This is a genomic window from Paenibacillus tianjinensis, from assembly GCF_017086365.1.
Taxonomy (GTDB): domain Bacteria; phylum Bacillota; class Bacilli; order Paenibacillales; family Paenibacillaceae; genus Paenibacillus_AQ; species Paenibacillus_AQ tianjinensis.
Map to the genome: position 1 here is coordinate 2160628 of NZ_CP070969.1, position 25167 is coordinate 2185794.

20 protein-coding genes, 1 tRNA gene and 1 pseudogene are annotated in these 25167 nt (G+C 50.3%); 16 read left to right on the top strand and 6 right to left on the bottom strand.

Features of this window, described 5'->3' with window-relative positions:
- The first annotated feature begins 155 nt into the window (after window positions 1-155).
- From JRJ22_RS09315 to JRJ22_RS09345, 7 genes and pseudogenes are all read left to right on the top strand, one after another.
- Entirely contained in the window at window positions 156-950 is a 795-nt protein-coding gene (locus JRJ22_RS09315; RefSeq protein ID WP_206104202.1) for a hypothetical protein, read from the top strand.
- A gap of 85 nt (window positions 951-1035) precedes the next feature.
- Window positions 1036-1550 (top strand): annotated as a pseudogene (locus JRJ22_RS09320) (deoxynucleoside kinase); the annotation flags it as partial.
- Window positions 1551-1769: 219 nt separating this feature from the next.
- The gene (locus JRJ22_RS09325; protein ID WP_206104203.1) at window positions 1770-2945 is read left to right on the top strand and encodes a MalY/PatB family protein; all 1176 of its coding nucleotides are present in this window, start codon (window positions 1770-1772) and stop codon (window positions 2943-2945) included.
- 123 nt (window positions 2946-3068) lie between these two features.
- Entirely contained in the window at window positions 3069-4019 is a 951-nt protein-coding gene (locus JRJ22_RS09330; protein ID WP_206104204.1) for a nucleoside hydrolase, read from the top strand.
- A gap of 380 nt (window positions 4020-4399) precedes the next feature.
- Entirely contained in the window at window positions 4400-5644 is a 1245-nt protein-coding gene (locus JRJ22_RS09335; RefSeq protein ID WP_206104205.1) for a stalk domain-containing protein, read from the top strand.
- Window positions 5645-5815: 171 nt separating this feature from the next.
- Entirely contained in the window at window positions 5816-6769 is a 954-nt protein-coding gene (locus tag JRJ22_RS09340; protein WP_206104206.1) for a radical SAM protein, read from the top strand.
- A gap of 100 nt (window positions 6770-6869) precedes the next feature.
- Window positions 6870-7331, top strand: coding sequence for a hypothetical protein (locus JRJ22_RS09345; RefSeq protein WP_232381085.1), 462 nt, complete (start codon window positions 6870-6872; stop codon window positions 7329-7331).
- An 85-nt stretch (window positions 7332-7416) separates the two neighbouring features.
- Here the strand turns inward: JRJ22_RS09345 and JRJ22_RS09350 are convergent, their stop codons facing one another.
- On the bottom strand, window positions 7417-7644 hold the full coding sequence (locus JRJ22_RS09350; RefSeq protein ID WP_206104207.1) for a KGG domain-containing protein: 228 nt from the start codon (window positions 7642-7644) through the stop codon (window positions 7417-7419).
- A 388-nt stretch (window positions 7645-8032) separates the two neighbouring features.
- Between JRJ22_RS09350 and JRJ22_RS09355 the strand changes: the two genes are divergently transcribed.
- Window positions 8033-10066: a methyl-accepting chemotaxis protein gene (locus JRJ22_RS09355; protein ID WP_206104208.1), complete on the top strand. Its 2034-nt coding sequence runs from the start codon at window positions 8033-8035 to the stop codon at window positions 10064-10066.
- A gap of 180 nt (window positions 10067-10246) precedes the next feature.
- Window positions 10247-11488 carry a helix-turn-helix transcriptional regulator gene (locus tag JRJ22_RS09360; protein ID WP_206104209.1) on the top strand — a complete coding sequence of 414 codons (1242 nt, stop codon included), beginning with the start codon at window positions 10247-10249 and terminating at the stop codon, window positions 11486-11488.
- Window positions 11489-11575: 87 nt separating this feature from the next.
- Here JRJ22_RS09360 and JRJ22_RS09365 read toward each other — a convergent pair whose 3' ends face one another.
- Window positions 11576-11974: a GNAT family N-acetyltransferase gene (locus tag JRJ22_RS09365; RefSeq protein ID WP_206104210.1), complete on the bottom strand. Its 399-nt coding sequence runs from the start codon at window positions 11972-11974 to the stop codon at window positions 11576-11578.
- A 132-nt stretch (window positions 11975-12106) separates the two neighbouring features.
- Window positions 12107-13381, bottom strand: a complete 1275-nt coding sequence (locus JRJ22_RS09370; protein WP_206104211.1) for a histidine--tRNA ligase — start codon at window positions 13379-13381, stop codon at window positions 12107-12109.
- A gap of 417 nt (window positions 13382-13798) precedes the next feature.
- Between JRJ22_RS09370 and JRJ22_RS09375 the strand changes: the two genes are divergently transcribed.
- From JRJ22_RS09375 to JRJ22_RS09395, 5 genes are all read left to right on the top strand, one after another.
- Window positions 13799-14461 (top strand): HD domain-containing protein, encoded by a 663-nt coding sequence (locus tag JRJ22_RS09375; RefSeq protein ID WP_206104212.1) that lies wholly within the window; start codon window positions 13799-13801, stop codon window positions 14459-14461.
- A 33-nt stretch (window positions 14462-14494) separates the two neighbouring features.
- Window positions 14495-15940: a DEAD/DEAH box helicase gene (locus JRJ22_RS09380; RefSeq protein WP_206104213.1), complete on the top strand. Its 1446-nt coding sequence runs from the start codon at window positions 14495-14497 to the stop codon at window positions 15938-15940.
- A 183-nt stretch (window positions 15941-16123) separates the two neighbouring features.
- Entirely contained in the window at window positions 16124-17359 is a 1236-nt protein-coding gene (locus JRJ22_RS09385) for a M20 family metallopeptidase (protein ID WP_232381086.1), read from the top strand.
- Between the two features lie 208 nt (window positions 17360-17567).
- Complete coding sequence (locus JRJ22_RS09390; RefSeq protein ID WP_197071419.1) at window positions 17568-17669, top strand: sporulation protein YjcZ; 102 nt, start codon at window positions 17568-17570, stop codon at window positions 17667-17669.
- 204 nt (window positions 17670-17873) lie between these two features.
- On the top strand, window positions 17874-19103 hold the full coding sequence (locus tag JRJ22_RS09395; RefSeq protein ID WP_206104214.1) for a CynX/NimT family MFS transporter: 1230 nt from the start codon (window positions 17874-17876) through the stop codon (window positions 19101-19103).
- Window positions 19104-19171: 68 nt separating this feature from the next.
- Here JRJ22_RS09395 and JRJ22_RS09400 read toward each other — a convergent pair whose 3' ends face one another.
- The 3 genes from JRJ22_RS09400 to JRJ22_RS09410 all read right to left on the bottom strand — a co-directional run bounded on the left by JRJ22_RS09400 (window position 19172) and on the right by JRJ22_RS09410 (window position 21159).
- Window positions 19172-19930 (bottom strand): class I SAM-dependent methyltransferase, encoded by a 759-nt coding sequence (locus tag JRJ22_RS09400; protein WP_206104215.1) that lies wholly within the window; start codon window positions 19928-19930, stop codon window positions 19172-19174.
- 144 nt (window positions 19931-20074) lie between these two features.
- A complete protein-coding gene (locus JRJ22_RS09405) occupies window positions 20075-20695 on the bottom strand; it encodes a LysE family translocator (protein ID WP_206104216.1) in 621 nt (206 codons plus the stop codon).
- Window positions 20692-21159, bottom strand: a complete 468-nt coding sequence (locus JRJ22_RS09410) for an Lrp/AsnC family transcriptional regulator (protein WP_206104217.1) — start codon at window positions 21157-21159, stop codon at window positions 20692-20694. The genes JRJ22_RS09405 and JRJ22_RS09410 overlap by 4 nt, the downstream gene beginning before the upstream one ends.
- Before the next feature lie 208 nt (window positions 21160-21367).
- On the opposite strand from JRJ22_RS09410, the gene JRJ22_RS09415 reads away from it, so the two are divergent.
- A tRNA-Leu gene (locus JRJ22_RS09415) sits at window positions 21368-21451 on the top strand.
- Between the two features lie 218 nt (window positions 21452-21669).
- Entirely contained in the window at window positions 21670-25134 is a 3465-nt protein-coding gene (locus JRJ22_RS09420) for a PAS domain-containing hybrid sensor histidine kinase/response regulator (RefSeq protein ID WP_206104218.1), read from the top strand.
- Window positions 25135-25167 lie beyond the last annotated feature (33 nt).

Sequence of the window (25167 nt, forward strand, 5' to 3'; positions counted from 1 at the left end):
GCTTTTTTTTTTCGGAAAACTCATAAAGTTTCGAGAAAGTTATATTGAATTGATGGATGTTTTACCCTGTATATATAAAGTTATTTTCACATAAAGGTATTAATGGTAATATATACATAATGGATATTAGTATTCGTTGGGAGATGTTTGAGTATATGATTAAAAAATTCAAAATAATTCTTACATTTATACTTATTATTTTAGTAGTGGTTTTTGGTACATATTTTTCTTTAACAAAAGACAAATTTACAGAAGCACACTTTATCCAATACAATTCTTCCATAGCATCAGAACTAAAAACAAATTATACTCTTGATTTAGCTTATTTTATTGAGAAAAACCATAAAGATAAAATATCTACTAAAAGTATCGTATCCATAAACTTTAAGGATTCAGTAACTACTCAAGTCAAATCCTATAAATTAGTTAAAAGTGACTCATCAAAAAAGTATGATATTAGAAATATTACATTAGATGTATATTTTCAAAAACCAGGAAAGGAAAAAGTAAGGTACATAGAAATAAAATTTGATGATAATTCTGTTGAAGAGTACTCGGTAGGTATTTGGAACTTTAATGTCTCTAAGGATAAGAATGAAGAGAAATTGGTTATGAGTGACACTTTTCCATTGGTTTCCAATGATTTTAATGGATATAATTTTAGTTTTACAAATACTACTGCGAATGATATAAAGGTTATCGATTTGGGAATAGACTTAAATGAAACTTCTTTGGAAAATAAACCTATAAACATTAAACCAGAAGGTACAGAGAAAGTTGATATAAAAACTAGCACAAAAAACAAGGACAAATTCTATATAATAAAACCTAAATTGTCCTATGTTTATAATAATAAAGTTTATGCATATTATCCGTTTGCGACTTATTATGGTTTCTTAAACATGACGGATGCCGATATAGATAAAGAAGTAGATAAAACAAGTCTATAGATTTAATGGCTTCCTCAATCGGAGGTTATCCAATTCTGTAACGGAAGAGTGCCCAAAAGAGAGATTGTGAGCACATAAAGTAATATACCTGGAGAAGTTCTACCATGATTTCGAAAGATGGAGCTTCCATCTGCAGATTTATTTCCTGGCGGAACGCTTTAAGGAGCAGAAGAAGATGTACGAGCTGGGGGCGGCTTTGTGCAGGACCGTTCGATCTATGAGGACACCGGGATTTTTGCCAAAATGCATGCCGATCAAGGCACCATGTCGAAAACCGACTATGAAACCTACACCAGCCTGTACGAGGCTTTGGTGATGACACCGTATTTCCCGCATCCCGACGTGCTGATCTATATCGAAGGTAGCCTGCCGTCGATCCTCACCCGGATCAATGAACGCGGACGTGAGATGGAAATCCAGACCGTTGTCTCCTACTGGGAGCATATGCATGGCCGTTATTCCCAGTGGATTGACGAGTTCAGCGCCTGCCCGGTACTGCGGCTGAACATTGATGACTACGATGTGAATGATGCGGATTCGATGTCTGCGATTCTGGGGCAGGTGGGCAAGGCGATTAACCGGAGTGCGGTGGCGAAGTAAAAGGCTGCATGAAGAACAATGAATTTCATATCTGAATTCCTGAAACCTGGATGGTACTTACCGTCCAGGTTTTTTTATCAAACTAGAATGAATTTCAGACGGAAGTGTGCCAGTCGCTGGAACGGCTGCGTAAGGGGAGCTGAAACAGTGAAGGATGCCGGAATGCCACCCCTGTGATACAATAATCTGAAAAGCCGAAATGATGGGGGATTGAAGTGAATGTATGATTTTGAACGCATAATTGACCGCCGCAATACCCGCTCCTACAAATGGGATCAGAATGAAAAGCTGTTTGGGAACAAGGATATTCTTCCGCTGTGGGTAGCAGATATGGATTTTGAGAGCCCTCCGGCGGTGAAGGAAGCGATTTTGCGCCGGGTGGAAGCCGGTGTCTATGGCTATAGCGTAGCAAGTGATTCTTACAAACAAGCGATTGTAAACTGGTTCGGACGGCGCCATAATTGGGCGATTCAGCCGGAGTGGATCACGGATTCACCGGGAATTGTCACTTCACTAAGCCTATCAGTAGAGCTGTTCACCCAGCCGGGTGATGAGGTGATCCTGCAATCGCCGGTCTATTATCCTTTCTATGATGTAATTAAGATGAATGACCGCAAGGTGGCCAAGAATCCGCTGATTCTTCGCAATGGGCGGTATGAGATGGATTATGCCCACCTTGAAACGCTTATGCAGGGTGGCGCCAAGCTGCTGCTGCTGTGCAACCCCCATAATCCGGGAGGAACCGTCTGGAAACGCGAGGAGCTCCAGCAGGTTGGAGATTTATGCCTGCGTTACGGGGTAACCGTCATTTCGGACGAGATTCATTGCGATTTGACGCTTCCCGGACACAAGCATATCCCGTTTGCCTCTTTATCTGAAGAACTGGCTGATATTACAGTTACAACGCTGGCAGCAACCAAAACCTTCAATCTGCCCGGCCTGCAGACCTCTTTCATCGTGGCCCGGAATCCTGAAATGCAGGGTAAATTTGAGCGTAAGCTGAAGGCGCTCAGCCTGCATATGTCGTCTTATTTTGCGCCCGAAGCCGTAGAGGCGGCATATAATGAAGGAGAGACATGGCTGGACGAGCTGCGTCAACATATTGCGGGCAATGCCGAATATGCAATCAGCTATCTCGCAGAGCATCTTCCTGCGGTCAAGGTTATGCGCCCTGAGGCCACTTATCTGCTATGGATGGACTGCCGGGCGCTGGGACTGGATGCAGCCGGACTGAAAAATCTGATGTACAAAGAGGCAGAAGTGGCTTTTAATGAAGGTTCGGTGTTCGGACCTGAAGGAGAAGGCCATCTGCGGATCAATCTGGCTTGTCCGAGATCGGTACTCACTGAAGCGCTGCTGCGGTTCAGCAGAGCGGCTGCTTCATACGCAGAGTAATAAGGACCCGTTCGATTACAGATAAGCTTGCTCCAGTTCTTTTGAACGTTTGTTGTTCATAGAACTGCGGCAGGCTTTTTGCTTGGGATCCTAAACACATAGAAGAATGGGAGAGAAACCAAAATGAGCAAAACCCGGATTATCATTGACTGCGATACCGGTATCGATGACGCACTGGCTATACTGTATGCATTACGCGCTCCGGATGTTGTTGTGGAAGGGATTACTACAGTGTTTGGCAACATTGGTGTCGAACAGGCGGCGGATAATACCCTGCGGCTGCTTGCCCTGGCCCGGCCCGAAGCAGAGATTCCTGTGGCTCTCGGTGCTTCACGGGCACTGGTCCGTGAACTCCGCGGCTTCTCCCAGCATGTGCACGGGGAAAATGGCATCGGCGATGTACAGCTTCCGCCATCCTCCCAGCGCCTGATAAGTGAAACAGCGGCAGAATTTATTGTACGGCTGGCGGATGACAATCCCGGCGAAATCGTACTGGTGACCCTCGGGCGGCTGACGAATCTGTCGCTCGCGCTTGATCTGGACCCCGCCCTCAAGGGCAAATTGAAAAAGGTAGTTGTAATGGGGGGAACGATCTTTAAGCCGGGCAATGTGACCCCGGTGGCGGAAGCTAATCTATGGGGGGATCCCGAAGCGGCAGACAGGGTATTCACCTCAGGACTGCCCGTGCTGATGGTCGGTCTGGATGTGACGCTGAAGACACTGATCACTACGGAACATCTGGAGCTGCTGAAACGGTATGGCCGGGAAGACAATCAGGCGATTATTGAATTCATGGACCATTCTCTCCAGCACTATTTCAAATTTTACCGTGACGCCAATTATGTAATTAACGGTGCACCGCTGCATGATCCGCTGGCTCTTATGGCTGCGCTGCATCCGGACCTGCTGACCTGCCGGCAGATGAAGGTCCGTGTGGAGCATCAAGGGGAGCATACCTCCGGAATGGTTGTTGCCGATTTGCGGGCGCAGCCCCGGATCGGTGAGTTCATTGAGGTTGCGGTCGATGTGGATGCCGAGCGGGCTGTTGGCGTCTTCTTAAGTGCTTTTATGTAACCTTTCCAGGGCTGCTGGACTATGGCTGGTATAAAGCTGCAATCTCCAAAAGTTACATTCTATTAATTTGCTAAAAATATCTATTTTGGTAAAATGATAGAGGTGATATAGATTAATTACACTATTTTAATAGGTTTAGCCGTGACTACAGAGAATATTTGGACTTCCGGCCGCTGTTGTCTGCAGATTTCTCGATTATACCGCTGTTTGCGGTAGAAATCTGCAGACAAAGGCGGACGCTGGCGCTCCTCCAGTTCCAAAATTCCCCTCCATCACTTTACCCTAAAAAACTATTTAATTTAATCTATAAAGTTGTTGGGGTGCAGATTAAGCATGTGACTTTATATCATTCAGAATCTTGCAGAATGGAGAATCAACATATGAAAAGCCTAAGTAAACTATTATTATGCGCAGCAATTTCAATAGGAGGTTTTACAGCACTTCCCGTACAGTCTACACAGGCTGCTGCAGGCAGTGTGAGCATTATGCTCGACGGCTATCCGCTGCCGTTCCCGGTTCCGCCCGCGGTGATGAACGGGACCACGATGGTGCCGTTCCGTGCCATCTCCGAAGCGCTCGGCATTCAGGTGAAGTGGGATCAGGCTGCCAAGAAAATTACCGCCACCAAAAGTGATACAGCAGGTTCTAAAGTGGTCGTTCTTACACTCGGCAGCGCAAAGGCAGCAGTGAATGGAGCGGTCGTCCAGCTGGCTGTGCCTCCGCAAAATATCCGCGGCACAACGATGATTCCGCTCAGCTTCTTCGGACAGCAGTTCGGGGCAGGAGTAGGCTGGAATCAGGCAACTAAGACAGTATCGATTACCTCGCCCAAGAAGGATATGTACACGCTTGGCTTCTATGCACAGAAATCGTACAGTGAGGTGTCGCTGATTCCGGACTTTAATGCGGTTGCCTTCGGCTGGAGCCGGATCGACCGCAGCGGCCAGTTCACGACAACTAGCACGGATTTCTGGTGGCCGAAAGCCGACGGTGACATCACGCCGGAGTCCATTGTCCAGAACGCGGCTGCCGGAGGAACTGCTCCTTACTTGATGGTTTATTCAGGTGATAAAGAGCTGGAACTGACCAAAAATCTGGAAGACCCGGCGCTTCAGCAGCAGACGATATCAAGCATCGTATCGCTGGCTACAGAGAAAGGGTTTCAGGGCATCGGACTGGATCTGGAGGGACTCGGTCTGACCGGGGACAAGAAAATTGTACAGGGCCAATTCAATACATTCGTCAAGAACCTGGCGGCAGCGGCAAGGCCAGCCGGCCTCAAGCTGACTGTTATTCTGCCCCCGCTGAATGGCTCCTTTAAAGGGTACGACTACAAGACCTTGGCTTCGCTCGCTGATGATCTGGTCATTATGGCCTACGCATATGAGGATGAATCCAAGCCCGAGCCGCTGAACATGGTGGATCAAGGCATTCGTCTGGCACTGGAGCAGGTTAGTAAAGACAAGCTGATCCTCGGCATTTCCGTTTACAGCGAAGATGAAACCTCTGTAAATGCCAAGATCGGGCTGGCCAAACGTTACGGGCTTAAAGGTATAGCGATCTGGCGTTTGGGACTGATTGGACAGCCAGTATGGAACGAAATGGGCAAATCGGTGGAATTATAAAATAAGATATTGTTGAGAAGCAGCCCGCGGGCTGCTTCTTTTTTGTGCACTCAGACGATTCTAAACAGGCCCATTACAACAAAAGTCACATTAACCTCCGCCTGAAACCTTTATAATTTTTAAGGTTGACCCTAAAGCAGAATATTATATTTTTCAGGAGGACTATAGAGCATGAGCATTAAATATAAAGCACTTGAGCTGGATAATCCGCTGACTTACGAGCTGGAGGGCCTTGAGGTCGGAGTAACTTCAAACTGCAATTTCCGCTGTGATTACTGCTGCGCATACAATAGAAATGACGGGCAGAGCATTAACGGCAAAGAGGTTATCCGCATCCTGGAGGAGCTGCCGGGACTCAAGCGCGTCCGGTTATCCGGCGGCGAGGTGACACTGAAATTCGAGGACTGTGTGGAGATTGTGTCTTACTGCTCCTCACGCGGGATTCAGACCCAGCTGAATTCTAACGGCAGTCTGCTGAATGCGGCCCGGATTCAGGAGCTGGTAACGGCCGGACTGACCACCATACATATTTCGTTTAATTTTACGACCGCTGAGGCGTTTTCGAATTATTATCATATTCATCCCAGTGTCTATGACAAAATTAGAGAGAACATCACCATGTTCGCCAAAACAGACGTGAATGTGGTGCTGGAAACCCTGCTGTTCAATGAAACCCAGGATAATATGCAGGAAATCAGCGACCATGTCTATGCAATGGGTGTACGGACGCATGAGATTCAGAACAGTATTATTATGGGTCACACCGGCTGGAAGGCGATCGCCGCGCAGGAGCAATTGAAGAATGCCGTTGCGCAGCTGATTGCTAACCGGAAAGAGGATACTACACTTTACTTCACCTGTATGGACCGGTTTATGGATAAGCTGGGTTTCGCGGAGCAGCCCGGGGTTTATTTCCCGCACTGCATTGAAGGCAAGAAACAGCTGCACCTGCATGGTAATGGCGACATCCTGATTTCCGAGCTGTGTCATCCGGTCATTATCGGCAACATCTATAACGGAACCTCGCTGAATGAGCTGTACACCAATATGCCGGCACCTCTTTCGCAATTTTTGGAGAAGCTGCCTTGCCCGGCTCTGGATGCTTTATTCCCGCAAGAAGGTTAAGGCTTCGAATTCACATCCACTATAATACACAAGCATACAGATTCATCGTTCTGCTGCCGAAATAATAAGTACAGAGTACACGAGCTATGAGGCAAAGAAGGTGAATAAACTGAAGGATCAAGCGTTTCATCAGGTAGTAAATGAGCTGCTAATGCGTTCTAACAGCCGGGTCCAAGTGAAAATCGAGGCCTGCTTCCCCGGAAAACGGCTGGTCGGCGGCAAATATCATATGGGCAGTCACACAGTTTACCTATATAAAGAAGAGATTAGCGAGCAATGCATCCGGTTATTCGGGTCTCTGGACCGACTGGACGAGTATATTGCGGTCATTTTTGCCCATGAACTCGGGCACTCGGAAGACAAGGAACTGAATGAGCTTGCCGCTCTTCTCGATAGCCCCCTTTCGGATAGGGAGGAAGCGGAGATCTGTTTGCAGATAGAAGAAAATGCATGGCGTTATGCCCAGGATCTGCTGAGTCATGGTGACCCGCTTTTTATAGAGAGTATTATTGAAAAATCCCTGTCAGGCTATTATCGGAGGCTCCAACCTAATACCGCCTAACACATTTATAATTAAACAAGGGCCAAACCTTATAAGGTTTGGCCCTTGTTCCTGTTAGTGTACATTTTAACTCGTTGTATATAAATTAATTATCATTGTTACGCTGGCGTGCTCTGGCTTCTCCGCCTTTACGTCCTGCTTCTTCACGGCTCATTTTGCCTTCATTGCCGTCGTTGTTCTCACTTCTTGCTTCTCCACCCTCACGGCCAATTTCCTGGTAGAATTCACGATCATGGTTTTTGGCTGTTGCTTCTCCACCCTTACGTCCTGCTTCTTCACGGCTCATCTTATCATTCTGGTTGTTCTGTGCCATTACGAAATTCACTCCTCATCAGGTTGTGGTATGGTGTTGCATTGTTAACTTACCCGCTCCCTATGAAACGAAACAGCGGTGATTGAAACCGCGCGGCGGGAGGGGCAGACCGGGGCTTCTCCTGGCTGCCATCGGATTGACCCTAAGTCCCTTACTCTTAAGGAGAAGAGGGACTTTTTGCTCTGTTTTCCGGGCCGCGGCCAAGGTTTTGTTAACGGAGTGTAAAATTAAAACTTAAATTTCGACAAAGTATGATAATTTTCACTGAATTTCTCCATGTCATCTTAACTATCAACAAGAATAAACCGATAATAAAATTAAACAATATTACATTTTTTAGGGTGTTTAACAAGCTAGGATTAGACGAGGGCGGAAGGATGTTGAGAAGATGAAGATTCGGATGAAGCTATCAGTTATGATGATCGCTGTTACCATGATTTCAACAGCACTAATGGGGATTTTTACGTATAACAAGTCTACCAGTACGATTCTCAATCTCACCGATGCCTCCATGGGGCAGGTCAATACCAACAAAGCACAGACGATTGAAGCGATGATCGACAAAGAAAAGCGGAGCATTCAGCTGGTTGCCGGGGAATCCGAAATCGCCGAAGTGCTGCTAGAAGAACAATCCGGCGCATTAGCCACCGGCGATGAGCTTCAGACCGAGGTTAATAGCAAGCTGCAGACTCTGGTAAAGGATGCAGGCAACCTGGAGCATATGTTTGTGGTCAATATGAAAGGAATCATTGTTGCGGATAGCGATACCAAGCTTTTGGGCGCGGATCTCAGTGAACGGAATTATACGGTCAATGTCTTAAAGACGGCTGCACCGGTGATCAGCGAAACGCTTAAGTCCAAGTCTACAGGAGCCTATGTACTTGCTTTTGTACATCCGGTAACCAGCGGTGGCAAGATGATCGGGTTCGTCGCTTCAGCGGTGAATGCAAACAGTATTATCAAGTACCTGGCCGATGCCAAGGTGGCGAATGCGCCTTCCTCCTATGCCTATCTGGTGGATGAGACTGGAAACATACTCTATCATCCGGATGAGGCCAAGATCGGAACGCCGGTAGAGAACGCGCAGATTAAAGGGGTTGTAGAGCAGGTAAAAGCCGGGAAAACCGTTAAAGACGGTAACGTGCAGTATCTTTACAAGGGCGCCGAGAAAAAAGCAGCCTTTACCGTATTGCCTAATACGAATTGGACGCTGGTTCTGACTGGTGACCTGGACGAAATTACAGAACCGGTTCAAAACATGACGAATTATATCCTTCTGCTGGGGATCGCGAGCCTGCTGGTCACCCTGCTCATCGGGATCATTGTGGCAACCCGGATCTCATCGCCGATTATTAAGCTGACCGAGCTGATTAACAAGACTGCTGAGCTGGACCTGAAATACGATAAGCAGTATGAGCATCTGGTGAAAAATAAGGATGAGACCGGAACGATCGCCAAGGCGATGTTCCACACACGGGCGGTACTGCGGGAGATGGCCGGAAGCCTGGTGACGATCTCTGCCAAAGTTCTGGATAATGCAGAGACACTTGAAAAGCTCTCCATTGATGTACGCGAGAATGCTCATGACAATTCGGCTACTACAGAGCAGCTGTCGGCAGGCATGGAAGAAACAGCGGCATCTACGCAGGAAATGACTGCAGCTATCCATGAAGTGGAGAATAATGTGCGCATGATCTCCAGCCGCGTCAAAGAAGGCGCTGGAGTATCCAGTGGTATCACAGAGCGTGCATTGGTGCTTCAGCAGGATGCCCTTACATCCACCGACAATGCCAAACGGATCTATGAATCCGTGCGGGTTGAAATGGAGAAAGCCATCGAGCAGTCGGGGGCCATCAATGAAATTAACGTGCTCGCCGATACCATCCTCTCTATCACCAGCCAGACGAATCTGCTTGCGCTGAATGCAGCCATTGAAGCCGCGCGGGCAGGAGAAGCAGGCCGGGGCTTCGCCGTCGTGGCGGGTGAAATCCGTAAGCTGGCGGAGAAATCCTCTGAGACGGCTGCGGGCATCCAGGGTGTTGTCAAAAATGTGTATTCTTCTGTGGAGCAGATGAAAGAGCATTCGGAGGCTATGCTAGAATTTATAGATCAGAATGTATTAAGCGACTATGAACGGTTAACCGAAGTTAGCCAGCAGTATAATGATGATGCCTCCACGATCAATCAGCTGATGGGGCAGTTCGAGGAAGCTGCCGATCATCTGAACGAGACCGTGTCCAGTATTGCCATAGCGGTCAATGAGGTCGCGGCTACCGTGAATGAGGGAGCGATCGGTGTACAGGATATTGCAGAAAAAACTGCTGATATCGTTGAGAAGACCTTCCATGAAGCAGCTATGGCTGACGAGAATACCCAGAGCGCCAAAGAGCTGCAGGGACTGGTGGAAAAGTTCAAAATATAAGCAATTCTTAACCCCGCCGGGAATCCGGCGGGTTTTTTCGCCTCTCTTGTCAAATTAATTTGGTTTTTGCGGGTTCTTCCTGTTTTTTTGGTCCATAATGATAGTAAGGAATGCGTTTTCCGCCGGAACAAGGGAACAGAGAGGATTATTGCTGCTCCTGTTATAGGGGGTGATACTGCTATGTTTGAGATCAGGCAGGTAGAGGAAGAACCGCAGGGGAGCGACCAGATGCGGCAGCTTCAGGAGAGCTTTTTGCAGCAGATGGTCAAGGAGGATTGGCTCAGTACGGAACCGGTCAGAAACCGGCTGCGCCAGCTCAAGCTGACTGCGCTTGCAGGAGAGGGCTTGAAGCTGCGGTATGCTGCAATCGAACTGAAAGTGCCGTCAGAGCTCATGGCTTCCAGGCACAAGGACCGGCTGTTAACACATACGCTATTTCAGCAAGTGTGCCGGGAGACGGCAGGCAGATGGAAGCATATTTACCCGTTCGGTGATGAAGCTGATCCGCTGCGGATGTATTTCCTGATTCCTTCGAAAGAGGGAGTGGAGCATGCAAACCGCGCTGAACGTTTCATAGAGGAGCTGTTACAGAAACTTAAGGATATGATGGAGCTGGATTGCTCCTGTGCAGCCGGACTGGAAGTGAAAGGCCTGAAGCGGGTGGAAAATGCGTTTGCTTCCTGCCTGTGTGCCTTACACAGAACCAATAGGACTGCCGCTGAAGGTTGGATAGAAGCCGGGACGAGTATGGTGATGATGACCTGGTTGTCCCCTGAGGAAGAGCGCAGGCTGGCGCGAATGATAGAACTAACGGATTTAGCTATGTATGCGGGGGAACTGGATCTTCTTTTTGAGGTTGGTGAACGGGAACAAATACCGTTTGACATCTCCATGTATAAGTCCATGCGGCTGCTTCTGCTCCTAACAGCTATAGCCCGTAAATTTGAATGCAGCGGGACGGCCTTAGGGAAATTTATGTGGAATAGTCACAAGACACTGGCTGCCTGCACCTCACATGAGGCACTGAAGCAGCAGCTGCATGAACTGGGACTGCTGGTAATGGAAGAAGTTACGCTGGCACGTAATTCCCGCATAAGCGCTCTACCCGAAGCGGTCAGAAGATATATGGAAAGAAACTATGGCTGTGAGCTGTCGCTTGCTGCTGCAGCGCAGCTGTTCGGCTTGGAGGAACATAGCCTGTCCCGCCAGTTCAAACAGCATGTGGGCATTCCGCTGGCCGATTATGTTGCCAAGATTAGAATGGCCAAAGCGGAACAGCTGCTGCAGGCTGACAGTCTGAAGCTCCAGGAGCTGGCACTGCTCGTCGGCTATTCCAGTCTGAGCCATTTTGTCAGCGCCTTCAAAAAATTCAGCGGCAAAAGCCCCAAGGAGTATCGCGAGCGGCTCCAGAGAACCCGCTAACAGCAGCCAAAAAAGTACTGAAAACACCGTATCAGACGAAGGTCTGATTACGGCTGTTTTTGGGCGGACATCGTCCTGCGTTCATGCTTACTGTGCGCGCGGATATTCAAAAGCATTCACCAGTTTCACAAACCCGATCTTCGGATAATAGTCCATGGCTGTGGGTGCAGATAAGAGCAGCAGCATAACTTCTTCTCCCAGTTGTCCGCGCAGCACATGGATCAGCTCTTTGCCGATTCCCTGATGCTGGTATTCCTTGCGGACGGCCAGATCAGATAGATAACAGCAGAGAGAGAAGTCAGTAATTGCACGGGCCACGCCTACCAGGCGGTCGCCGTCCCAGGCTGTAATGAGGATGTCGGCATGCTCCAGCATCCGGCCGATCCGCCTCAGATCATCTACAGGACGGCGCAATCCGGCGCTGATGAAGAGCTCTGCAGCCTGCGACGCCTCAAGCGGGGCATTTATTGTGTAAGAAATAGTCATAACGGATACACTCCTCAAGGTTAGTTGGTGATTGTTTGAACTCAGTATGAGGAGTAATTGGACCAGAGAACAGAGCCAATTTGTTGAAAGTATTCTGGTTCAGACCTTGTGATCAGAGGTTTTCAGCCCGCCTTAACCAAAAATAATCTTCTGCGCTCCTTCAGCCGTTACTACCTGCTCCGTTTGCAGCGCCATGTCCTTCAGCCGCAGCTTGCCTTGCTCTGCTTCGCTTTCCCCGACCAGCAGACAATACCGGGTGCCCTTGGCAGAGGCTGATGCGAGCGTTTTTTTGAGCTTGCGTTTACCTGTGTCTACACTGACCCGGATGCCTGCATTTCGCAGTTCTGCTGCGGCGAGCAGTGCCTGCGGCATTGTCTCACCAATCGGAATGATCAGCACTCCTGAATTCTCCTCCTGAACCGGGCGCTCCCCGAGCAGTGCCATAATAGACTCCATCCCGAATGAGATGCCCACTGTCGGATACGGGATATCATCCCGCCCCACCAGCCTGCCGATGATATCATCATACCGTCCGCCGCCGCCAAGGCTGGACGGATAGCTGCCTGTGGCATCGAAAATTTCATACACCGTTCCGGTGTAAAAGGACAGACCCCGCGAAAGGAACGGGTCGAATACGCAAGCAGCGGAGAGTCCCGTAGCATCAATCAGCTGCTGCAGGGCCAGTATTTCGAGTGTGCCGGGCTGACCAGTCAGACCATAGCGGTCTGCCAGACTTCCGAAGTCTGTATTGTCCGTCTCCAGCAGCTTGGTAATGGCGAGCAGCGCTTCCGCAGACAAGTCCTTCTGGCGGAGCTCTGCCAATACACCCTGGCTGCCAATTTTGGCAAGCTTATCTAAGGTCAGCATTACGGACAGGCCGTCAACCTCAGGAACGCCGACCGCAGACAGAATTTCACCAAGGAACCGGCGGTTGTTCCATTTAAGGACGATGGGAATCTCCAGCCTGCGGAAGACTTCCACGGCCAGCTGCATCAGCTCGGCTTCGGCCTGCGGGCCGGCAATTCCGACCACATCGGCATCACATTGCAGGAACTCGCGCAGCCGGCCTTTTTTGACCGGGCCATCACGGAATACCTTCCCGATCTCATAACGTTTATAGGGAAACTCGATTCCCGGATTCAGCGCAATCACTTTGGCGAACGGGATCGTCAGATCATAGCGCAGTCCCAATGTGCGGCCGCCTTGGTCCGTCAGCTGATACATTTCGCGGAGAATTTCGTCACCGCCGGCATATTTGGAGGTCAGCAGCTCCAGTTCATTCAGCATGGTGGTCTCCATCGGTTCAAAATCATACAGCCCGAACAGTTCGCGCAGCGTACCCTGTACCTTTTGTCTGATCGCCTGCTCCCGTCCGAAATAATCATAGGTTCCTTTAATATTTTGCATCTTCAGCAGCTCCTTTTCATTAGCTATATCTAGGTTCCGGTAATTCCGGCAAAACAAAATAACCCCACAAAGTGGCGCTCTCACATGGAAGTTAACTCAAATACTTTGCGGGGACCCCGGAATTACAGTTTTGAAATGAAAAAAAAACGCGTAGGACCTCGTGGTCCTGCGCGTTTCGTATCCCGCAGGGAGGTCAAACGCAAAATGCGTTAGCCCTCCCTGAACTCATTCAGGTGTGCTAACGCTGCTTGTGATGATGAAGCTGATTCTGTATGATGGAAATGCTGTTTATAAGGTTCACAGGAAAAAGCTCCCTTCAGCTTTAGATTACTGCACATTATAGACGATGAAGATCATCCATGCAAGCAGCATTTTCAGCATCAAACCGAATGGACTCATACGAAAAGGGGATTATTTATGGATAATCAACAATGGATTGCAGCTGCCGAAGACTTTGCCAAAGCGCAGCTGGGCCGGGATACCACAGGCCATGACTGGTTTCATACAGACCGTGTGCGCAATACGGCTGCGTTGATCGCCGGGATGGAGGGTGCGGATGTCCTAACCTGCACCATAGCCGCGCTGCTGCATGATGTGGCTGACGAGAAGCTGAACTCTTCTAAGGAAGCGGGACTGCACAAAGTACATAACTGGCTGGTTGAGCATCTCGCAAATGAGGAGAGAATCAGACATATAATGCTGATTATTGAGACGATGTCTTTCAGTGGCGGCGGAGGGACTCCCATGTCTACACTGGAAGGACAATGTGTACAGGATGCAGACCGGCTGGATGCGCTTGGGGCAATAGGCATTGCGAGAACGATGGTTTTTTCGGGGGCAAAAGGGCGGCCGGTCTACGATCCGGATCTTACGCCGCGCGATGAATCGCTGCAGAAAGAATACCGTGATTATTCTAAGGGTACGGCGGTCAATCATTTTTATGAGAAGCTGCTGAAGCTGAAAGACCTGATGAATACACCCTATGGACGCAAGCTGGCCGAAGAACGGCATGATTTCATGCTGCTGTATCTGGAGCAATTTTATAAGGAATGGAATCAGGGCAGCCAGAAGCTGCTATAATGAGACCATGCTTAACACGGAAGGAACAACTACATGAGTGAGTTACAGTTTAGAGATTATGATTTAAATGAAGAGATTATCAAGGCACTGGACGTTCTTGGCTATCATAGCCCGACCGAAGTACAGAGCAAGGTCATTCCGGCCGCTCTGAAGGGACAGGATCTGATCGTCAAATCACAGACCGGCAGCGGCAAAACGGCCTCGTTCGGCATCCCGGTCTGTGAACTGGTGGATTGGGCGGAGAACAAACCGCAGGTCTTGGTGCTGACTCCGACAAGGGAATTAGCCGCACAGGTCAAGGAAGACATTACGAATATCGGACGCTTCAAGCGGATCAAAGCGGTGGCCTTATTCGGTAAGCAGCCGTTTGCCCCGCAGAAGATTGAGCTGACACAAAAAACGCATGTTGTAGTAGGCACGCCTGGACGGGTGTTTGACCATATCGAACGCGGCACACTGCCGCTGAACCGGATCAAGACGCTCGTCATTGACGAAGCGGATGAAATGCTCAGCATGGGCTTTATCGAGCAGATTGAGAAGATCATCCAGCAGCTTCCGCGGGAGCGGGTCACAATGCTGTTCTCGGCGACATTGCCGGAGGCTGTAAAGAACCTGTGCCGTAAATATATGACTCAGCCGGTAGATATTGAGATCGAGGCTGCCGGGATGACTACTGCATCCATTGAGCATGCCCTGATTGAAGTGAGACAAGCGGCCAAGTTCGCGCTGCTGCTCGATTTGCTTACGGTAGAGAATCCGGACAGCTGCATTATTTTTTGCCGCACCCAGGATCAGGTGAATGCGTTGTTCCGCGGGATGGCCGATCAGGAGCTTCCGGTGGACAAAATCCACGGGGGGATGATGCAGGACGAGCGGTTTGAAGTGATGAACGCTTTTAAGCGAGGCCAGTTCCGCTATTTGATCGCTACGGATGTTGCTGCCCGCGGCATTGATATCGAGAACATTACCCATGTCATCAACTATGATATCCCGATGGAAAAAGAGAGCTATGTGCACCGCACCGGCCGGACGGCCCGCGCAGGCAAAAGCGGTAAAGCCATCACGTTTGTTACGCCAAATGAACACAAATGGGTGGCGGACATTGAAGGCTATATCGGCTTCAGCATTCCGGTGATGAAGGCTCCCTCGGAGGATGCCGTAGCGTATGCCAAACCGGCTTTTGAGCAGAAGCTTGGCAAGCAGCAGGTGCGCAAGGTTGGTAAGACTGAGGTCATGAACCAGAACATCATGAAGCTGTATTTCAACGGCGGCAAGAAAAAGAAGCTCAGAGCAGTGGATTTCGTCGGCACCATTGCGAAGCTTGAGGGAATCACCGCCGATGATATCGGGATCATTACCATTCAGGATAACGTAACCTATGTGGACATTCTGAACGGTAAAGGCGCACTGGTCTTGCAGGCGATGAGAGACACTACGGTAAAAGGCAAGCTGCTTAAGGTGCATATTGCAAAAAAGTGATGTGATGTAAAAGCTGAGAAAGTCTCATTTCTTCTATGAAGGGCACTCCGTTCATGGACTGAATAGAGGCTTTTTTTGCGGCGGAAACCGGCCGCGACGTGACTTTTCCGGCTGCAAACCGCTCACGGATAGCGTACATTTCAACTTAAACTCAGGAATTATGCCTACCGGAGGGATGCAAGGATGATGAATGTCAGAAGCAGGGAATTCGCGGTTCCCTTTTTGCAAAGCTTAATCCAGGTGGATACCTGCAATCCACCGGGGAATGAGCACTGTTTGTCACAGCTGCTGCAGGAATTTTTGTTGGAGGCTGGCCTTGATAGCCGTATCACCGGCATTGGTGGAATTGAGCAGCGGCGCAGCAATCTGGAGGCGGTGTTTCCAGGCGGCGGGGGCCGGAAGCTGATGTTCTGCGGCCATCTGGATACCGTCAGTCCTTGGACAGCTGAAGCGGGGAATTACCCGCCGCATGGTGCTGTAATTGAGAACGGCCGGATGTACGGCCGGGGCACCTCCGATATGAAAAGCGGACTCGCAGCCATGCTGCTTGCTGCAGTCTCGCTGCACCAGGACGGCATCCGGCTGGGCGGCGATCTGATCTTTCTGGCGACAGCCGGGGAAGAGGTCGACAGCTGCGGAGCACGGCAATATGCGGAGCAGCACAGCCTGGCAGAGCTGGATGGCCTGGTCATCGCTGAGCCGACGGACAGCCGCGTCGCTGTCGGCCATAAAGGTGCGCTATGGCTGCGGATTTCGCTCTTCGGGCGCAGCGCCCACGGCTCCATGCCACAGCTTGGCTTGAATGCCGTGGAGGGTATGATGGAAGTAATCGCGCTGCTTCACCGCCATGCGCTGGAGTGGCAGGCCCATGATCCGGTGCTGGGCTCAAGCAGCCTGTCGGTCAACAAGATTGATGGCGGCGTGCAGACCAATGTGATTCCCGACCGCTGCACCATCGATGTGGACATCCGGACCGTTCCGCCGCTACGGCATGCTGAGCTGAGGGGCGAAATCACGGCCAAGCTGGAAGAAATTCAGCGGCTGCACTCCGGCTACCGCTATCAGGTGGAGGAGCTCCTGGACCGGAGTGTTGTCTATACTGATCCCGGTGAGGAATTAATCCGAATTGCGCTGGAGCTCGCCGGAAGGACGGGCGGCGCAAGCGGACAAGTCGGCGCGGAAGAAGTGCAGGGGGAGGCTGCTGCAAACGCAGTCGATACTGCAGTACGCGGAGTATCTTATTATACGGATGCCTCTGTACTCCATGATCACGGGAGACTACCCGTGCTGATCTATGGCCCCGGTGATCCCGGGCTTGCTCATCAGCCGGATGAGTGGGTCGATATTGAAGCTTTTCTGGATTCGATTGATTTCTACCGTAAGCTGGCCGTCTCTTTCCTTGGAGTTACCGGGGATTAGGCTGTGTCTGCTTATCGCGCCAACAAACAACCTTCCACCAGCAGCTAATGAGCTGCGAAGCAGAAGGTTGTTTGTTGGTTCATCATGTATTTTTACAAATATTTGAAGACAATGTAGGGAATGAACAGCAATTGATGCCGTTTAACCCAGTCCAAGCTGGCTGTTTCCACATATTTTATCAGTATTCAGGTATAAAGGAGGAGATAACATGAGCGAAAATGTCGGCGGATACAGCCCGTTCACTTCGACTGGCGCGATTCTGGTATTGTTCATCCTGCTTGTAATCATCACTAAATCCCTCTGGGTATAAAGTTGGATGGTCTTGCGCCGAAGCTGCCGGTCCTTATAGGCCGGCAGTTTCTTTACATAGGAGTGCCGGAAGAGAAGCTGAAATCTTATGCAATTGCAGTCATGTAAGGTTATAATGAAACAATGTGCATTACTTCAACTCGGCAATAACCCCTAAGAAGACTGGTTTTGACAGGGGATTTGCGCTGCAACCGGGAGGAACATCATGACTGCAAGACCGCAAGACCCTGGTACACAGAAAACGGACTTGCCCCGTCCGGCCGCCGGATCCGGCGGGTTCCTGCTGGTGCTGGGAATCATTTTTGTTGCCGCTGCGCTGCGGGCTCCGTTCACTTCGGTCGGACCGCTGCTGGAGCAGATCCGTGACGGCCTCGGGTTATCGAACACACTCGCGGGGTTCATCACTACACTGCCGCTGCTGGCATTTGCGTTATTGTCGCCGTTTGCGCCGCAGCTTGCCCGCAGGTATGGACTCGGGAATACTCTACTGTTAGCCATGCTGACGCTGTCGATGGGAATTCTGCTCCGCTCAGCGGCGGGGGTCGTTACTTTTTTTACAGGCACAGCGCTAATTGGACTGGCTATCGCCGTCTGTAATGTACTGTTACCCGGGCTGATTAAGGGCAGATTTCCTGCGCGGATTGGCCTTATGACCGGCATGTATACAGTCTCAATGAACCTTTGTGCGGCGGCTGCTTCAGGCTTAAGTGTGCCGCTTGCCGGTATTGCTGGCTTAGGGTGGCGGGGAACGCTCTCACTGTGGTTCATTGTCGCAGCTTTGGCTACAGTGTTCTGGATTCCCCAAATGAAGAACCTGGTTCAAGGAAACGGGACCCGTCCAGCTGCTGCCTCTGTCAACATATGGCGTTCACCGCTTGCATGGCAGGTAACGCTGTTTATGGGACTGCAATCCTTGCTCTACTATGTTCTGATTGCCTGGTTTTCGGTGATCTTAAATGAACGCGGCATGTCTTCCGGTCATGCCGGCTGGATTCTGTCGCTGATGCAGCTGGCCCAGCTGCCGTTCACATTTTTTGTACCGCTATGGGCGGGAAGATTGAAGAATCAGCGGGGGCTTGTTCTGATCACATCCATGTTGTTCATTCTTGGTATTCTCGGAATCTGGCTAGGCGGCAACGGGTGGATGGCGCTGTGGGCAGTATGCATCGGTATCGCCGGCGGGTTCGCCTTCGGCCTAGCGATGATGTTCTTCAGCCTACGAACCCGCACGACTCAGGAGGCCAGTGAGCTCTCAGGGATGGCCCAGTCTGTCGGATATCTGCTGGCTGCTGCAGGTCCGGCATTGTTCGGGCTGCTGCATGATGCAACGCATAGCTGGAATGCTCCGCTGGCCCTGCTGGCAGCAGCAAGCCTGCTGCTCTTCGTTGTAGGAATGGGAGCGGGAAGAGACAGGTATGTAGGAGAACAGACATAGCAGTTTGCAACCCGTAATCATAAGAAGAGCGTACCGGAAGGAAATCTTCCGGTACGCTTTTTTTATTTTTAACGTTTCGTGGCCGATACACGGATTCTCCGGTAATCCATTACCCAGACTCCGTCAGAGAACAGCCGGTGCTTCAGCTCCTTTTCCAGGAATGCCAGCACTTCTTCACGCTGCGGAGGCGTTAGCACACTGAGGATCCCATCGGCAAAAGTATTCAGCCAGCGTCCGAAGCCCTGCTCGCCGCCGGCGAGTGTGGTGGGACGGTCATAGCAGAGCGCGAGGCTGGCGGTCAGCCCATGCTGCTCCAACAGTGTTGTGTATTCCGCGATGCCGGGGAAATACCAGGGCAGCACAAGCTTATCGGCGCAGCCGATAGCCTCGAAGGCTGCCGGCAGTCCGCTAATGACCGAAGCAATATTGCCCTGACCTCCGAATTCAGCGATGAAGCGTCCGCCTGTGCGCAGGCTTGCAGCAATGCTCGCCGCAGCTCCTTCTGCATCCTTCAGCCAGTGCAGCGCTGCATTGCTGAAGATAGCATCGGCTGGCGGGTCGGCAGTATAATCCTGGCCATCGGCGAGGATGAACGCCAGCTCCGGGTGCTTGCTGCGGGCCGCAGCGATCATCTCAGGTGAAGCATCGATCCCGGTGACGGCTGCACCATAACCTGCGATGGCAGCAGCCAAATCCCCCGTGCCGCAGCCCCAGTCCAGGATTCGTTCGCCTGGCAGCGGCTTAAGCAGTTCAATAAGGGATTCGCCATATTGTGAGACAAAAGCCATATCCGTATCATAGGTTCCGGTATTCCATTGCTGATTCATGCAGGAGCTCCTTTCGGGTTACACAGGAATACTATTGTTGTAACACAGGATGCTCTTATAAGTGAAATATATAGATGTAATAGACTTTATTGTTTTTGCCTATCAGGTCCTTGTTCAACCTGCAGATACGCGTTGCAGTTCGGGTCATCCATTCCCCAGGCTGAATACAGCAGATATAATTCCGTATAAGCTGAACAGCATCAGGATTAGGGCTGAGGCCAAACTCAGGGTACGGGTGAAGGACTCAGGCAGCCTGCTGCTTATCCATAATATGACCGAAGTCAGGAGCAGCCACCAGAAGAATGACCCGAAGGCAATTCCGGCCGGGAGCAGAATTGAACTGCCGATGGTGCTTCCGAGTGAAGCGGCGAGTGCTATAAAGCTTAGGATCGTCGCCGGATTAGCCATGGTCAGAAGAAAGGAAGAGATCACGCTATAAAGAACTCCGCTGTGTCCGGTATCCGGCCGGGCCTCTATGGCCCCTTTCCGCAAGCCTCTGACTCCAAGGTAACCGATAAACAAGGAACCCAGCAGCTTGAGGGGGAATTCGAAATCAGAAGTGAATTCATTAACAATCCTGAAGCTTGTGACAGTTACCAGGGCATAGAAGGCATCGGCGAGAGCAATCCCTGCTCCGGTAGCGAGACCTCCGAGCAGGCCCTGTCGAAGTGTCCGGTTCATGCACAGAATACCCATAGGTCCGACAGGGGCGGCAATGATGAAGCCGAAGCTAAAGCCGCTGATCAGTGCAGACCAGAGGGTCATATCTCACGGTCCCCGGGCGGAAGAGGAACATTCGGTGTTTCTTTCACTGTACCCAAAATAATGGTTGTCCGGGTGCGTACAATCCCCGGCAGACTCTTCAGCTCCTCGCTGATGATCCGGTCAAGGTCCCGCGTTCCGCGGCAGCGGATCTTCAGTATATAGTCGTCATCGCCTGCGGTGTGATGGCATTCCTGAATTTCCGGGAGCTTCTGTACCAGCGCCAGAAAAGCCTGCCGGTGTGCCGGGCGCTCAAGACTTACTGCAATAAGTGCAGCCAGCCCGTAACCAGCCGACTCTGCATCTATCAGTGCTGTATAGCCTTTGATAACGCCCTGTTCTTCCAGACGCCTTACGCGGTCAGCCGCTGCCGGTGAGGAGAGGCCCAGCAATCCGGCCAGCTCAGCCCAAGTTATTCTTCCGTTAGCCATCAGTGCCTTGATAATCTTGTGATCTGAAGAATCCATGCTTATCATCCTTTCTATAGTAAGTTTTTTGATAATATATCTTATTTAAATTCATATTACAAGGTGATTTTCTCCAAAAACCTTATAATTAACAGAATTATTCATCATTTATTAATTAAAATAAAGTAACTAAAATACATGTTGCAATTATAATGGAAAGAGAGTATATTCTTAATTACGGTGATTGAATCACTGAAGTACATAATATGCGGTCGTGGCGGAATTGGCAGACGCGCACGGTTCAGGTCCGTGTGGTAGAAATATCGTGGAGGTTCGAGTCCTCTCGACCGCATCAAAAGTTTCAACTAAACCCTTCTGACGAAGGGTTTTTTCATGTTTACTGGCATGTGATAACCGCCTTTCAGTCATTCCAGTGACTAAGGAGCGGTTTTTTTCTGCGCCTCAGCAGCTGCAGTTTACAGGACTTCATATCTAGGGCGTGTTGGCCGAAAAAAAGGTATAATGTTTATAATTTAAGACCCCCCGACTTTTACAGAGGAGGCATTATCATTGTCCGACACTCTTTATAAAACACTATATTTGCGCTCTTCTACAGGATTTGCCGTCGTTTCCCTGGAGGACGGGATGATCCGGCTGGCCAATCCTGCCTTATGCAAGATGTTCGGATATACGGAGGAGGAGTTTATAGGTCTCCGGTATATGGATATAGCTTGTGCAGAAGAAAAGGACCGGGCAGATCAGGACCGGGTGATGAAGCTTTTGCTGCAAAGCCCCGGTGCGGCTGTAGATAGCGAAGAACGGTTTTTGCGTAAAAACGGAGAAGTGTTCTGGGTATCGCTGCATTTATTTCTAACCTTTGAGGAGAATGCGGAAGCCCCTACATATATGATTGCGGAATTGACCGATATTACGGAACGCAAACAGGCGGAAAAGAAGATCAGAGAGGAGCATAACCTCTATAATCTGATTACGCAAAATACTCCGGATATGATCTCCCTGGCTTATCCTGACGGCACCATATTTTATGTATCCCCCTCTGTAGAGAGAATGCTGGGATATCCCGCCTCCGAAATGATCGGCAAAAAAAGGCCGGAGTACTATCATGAGGAAGACGCACATGAGATGAGGGAGCACGGGAAGCTCTATTCAGACAGCGATGTGTTTACCCGCAGAGTACGGCATAAAAATGGCGATTATTTGTGGATAGAGAGCTCTTTTCAGGTGATGCGTAATTCAAAGGGTGAAGTGGAGCAGGTGCTTACGGTTGCCCGGGATATTACTGTGCGGAAGAAGTATGAAGAGATGCTGGCCAACGCCCAGTTCCTGGCGAAGATGGGCTCCTGGGAGTGGGATCATGCCGGCAAGCAGCTGACCGTTTCAAGGGAAATGCGCCATATTTTCGGACATACGGGTGATAACAGCAACCATTCTTTATATGACCCTAAGCTTATTATGAGCTGCATTGACCCGGAGGATTTGCCCGGGGTAATTCAGGCGATGCTGGATTGTCTGGAGCATGGGGGAAGCGGAAGCAAGGTGCTCCGGATTACTTCAGCAGACGGTGTGAAGAAATTTATTGATGCCCATTGGAAAACTTCGCTGGATGCTTCAGGGAACATGCGTTATATCAGCGGGGTGATTCAGGATGTGACCGTACAGCTGATGATGGAGGCGCAGCTTCGGGAAAGCGAGCACAATTACCGGCTGATTTCGGAGAATACCCAGGATTTCATTACAAGGAATGCCTCGGATGAGGAGGCCACTTATCTGTATGCTTCCCCGGTATGCCAGCAGATGTTCGGATTTACCCCGGAAGAATTGATAGGTACCGCCGGGATGAGTTATGTTCATCCGGAGGATAAAGACAGAGTGCAGGCATATCGGATTGAAGGCGGGAACGGAAAGCAGCTTGAACCGATCGTTTTCCGTTTCCGGTGTAAGGACGGCACGTATATGTGGGTGGAGACAACGCTTCGCCATATCCCCTCTGGGACTGGCGGGGCACCTGAGATCATCGGCGTGACACGTAATGTTTCGGAGCGCAAGCAGTATGAGCTTAAAATGATGGAAAGTGAGAACCGTTACAAATCCCTGTTCGAATACAATCCCTCCGCGATTATTGCGATGGATCTGGAGGGCTGCATTCAATCGCTCAATGCCAGTCTGCAGTATCTGACCGGTTATTCCCGCGAGAGTCTGCTGCATTCATCCTATAGTGAGCTTATTGATTTGGATGAACTGGATTTTGTGTCAGACCGGTTCAAACTCGCTGCCAGCGGTGTGGCTCAGACCTTTGAGAGCCGGCTGATTCACAGGGACGGACATGCTGTTGAGGTAAGTATGATTTATGTACCGATTCTGCTGGACTCCCGGGTTGTCGGGGTATTTGCCATCACGAGCGATATTACGGAGCGCAAGCGCCATCTGGAGCAGATCGAGAAGTTAAGCTATGAGCATGCGCTGATCCTGAATTCGGTCACCGAGGGTATTTTCGGGATGAGTCTTGAAGGTGAGACGGTGTTCATTAATCCTGCTGCCTCTGCGATGCTGGGCTATGGTCCGGGGGAGCTGGGAGGAAGCATTGCGCTGCACTCGATACAGCAGACCTGGCTGGACGGCGAGCCGTACCCGGGAGGCGGCAAGACACTGCCGGAATGGTTCTCCGAGCATCTGTCCTATGAAGAGAAGGAAGGGGTATTCTGGAGACGGGACGGGTCCAGCTTTCTCGTTAAATACCGGATGACCCCGCTGTTCGACAATGGGGAGCGCAAGGGAGTTGTTGTGGTATTCCGCGACATTACCGAGGAGAAGGCTATTGTGCGAGCCAAGGAGTCGGCGGAGCAGGCGGACCGGGCAAAATCGGAGTTTCTAGCGATCATGAGCCATGAGCTGCGTACACCGATGAACGGGATTATCGGGATGGCTGATTTGCTCGCCGGAACGGAACTGAGTGAAGAGCAGCAATATTATACGCAAATCATTAATAAAAGCGGTGCATCACTGCTGCATATTCTGAATGAGGTGCTTGATTTCAGTAAGATTGAGGCGGGGATGATGTCCATCGAGCTGCAGGCGGTCGATCTCCGCCAGGTCGTTACCCATGTCACTGAAATTTTTTACCCCCGGGTAAAGGAAAAAGGCCTTAAACTGCATGCAGACATTGACCCTGCGCTTCCGGAGCTTCTGGTAACCGATGAAGGGCGGCTGCGCCAGATTCTTATTAATCTCGTAGGGAATGCAGTGAAATTTACCGAAGAAGGGTCAGTCAGTCTTTCTGTGAAGCTGGAAGCGTTCAGGGAGCCTGGGCAGGCGATTCTCAAGTTCACTGTAAAGGATACTGGTATTGGTATTCCGCAAGCCAGCCAAGGACTGCTGTTCCAATCCTTCTCCCAGCTGCATCCATCTATTAACCGCAAGTATGGCGGGACAGGACTGGGGCTTGCGATCAGCAAAAAGCTGGTCGAGCTGCTGGGCGGAGCCATAGGGGTCGACAGCCAGGAGGATGAGGGATCGGAATTCTACTTCACTATTGAAGCATTAATCCCCCAGCAGTCTGCCCAGGGAATCCTTACTGCAGGCACCGGGGATAAACAGATAAAAGTAAAAAACAGACGTACAGAGTACTCTACAGGTGAATTTGGACCGCTCTCGATTCTGATTGCCGAAGATCATCCGGTGAACCTGCAAATTTTACAGGTCTATCTGAAGAAGCGGGGATATGCCGCCGATGTGGCTCTGAATGGTCAGCAGGCTGTTGAGGCGGTACGCTCGAATCACTATGATCTGATCTTTATGGATATTCAAATGCCGCTGATGGACGGTATTGAGGCTACCGTGAAAATAAGGGAGGAGCACGGGCTGTATCCGGTGATTGTAGCGGCTACGGCTTTTGCCCAAAAAGAAGACAGGGAGCTGTGCCTGAAAGTAGGCATGCAGGACTTCATTTCCAAACCGATTCGTACGGAGGAGCTGGACAGGGTGCTGCGGGAATGGTCGGCCCAAATCCGCAGATAGGGTATACTACCCTTGTGAAGGGAGGGCCTCAAC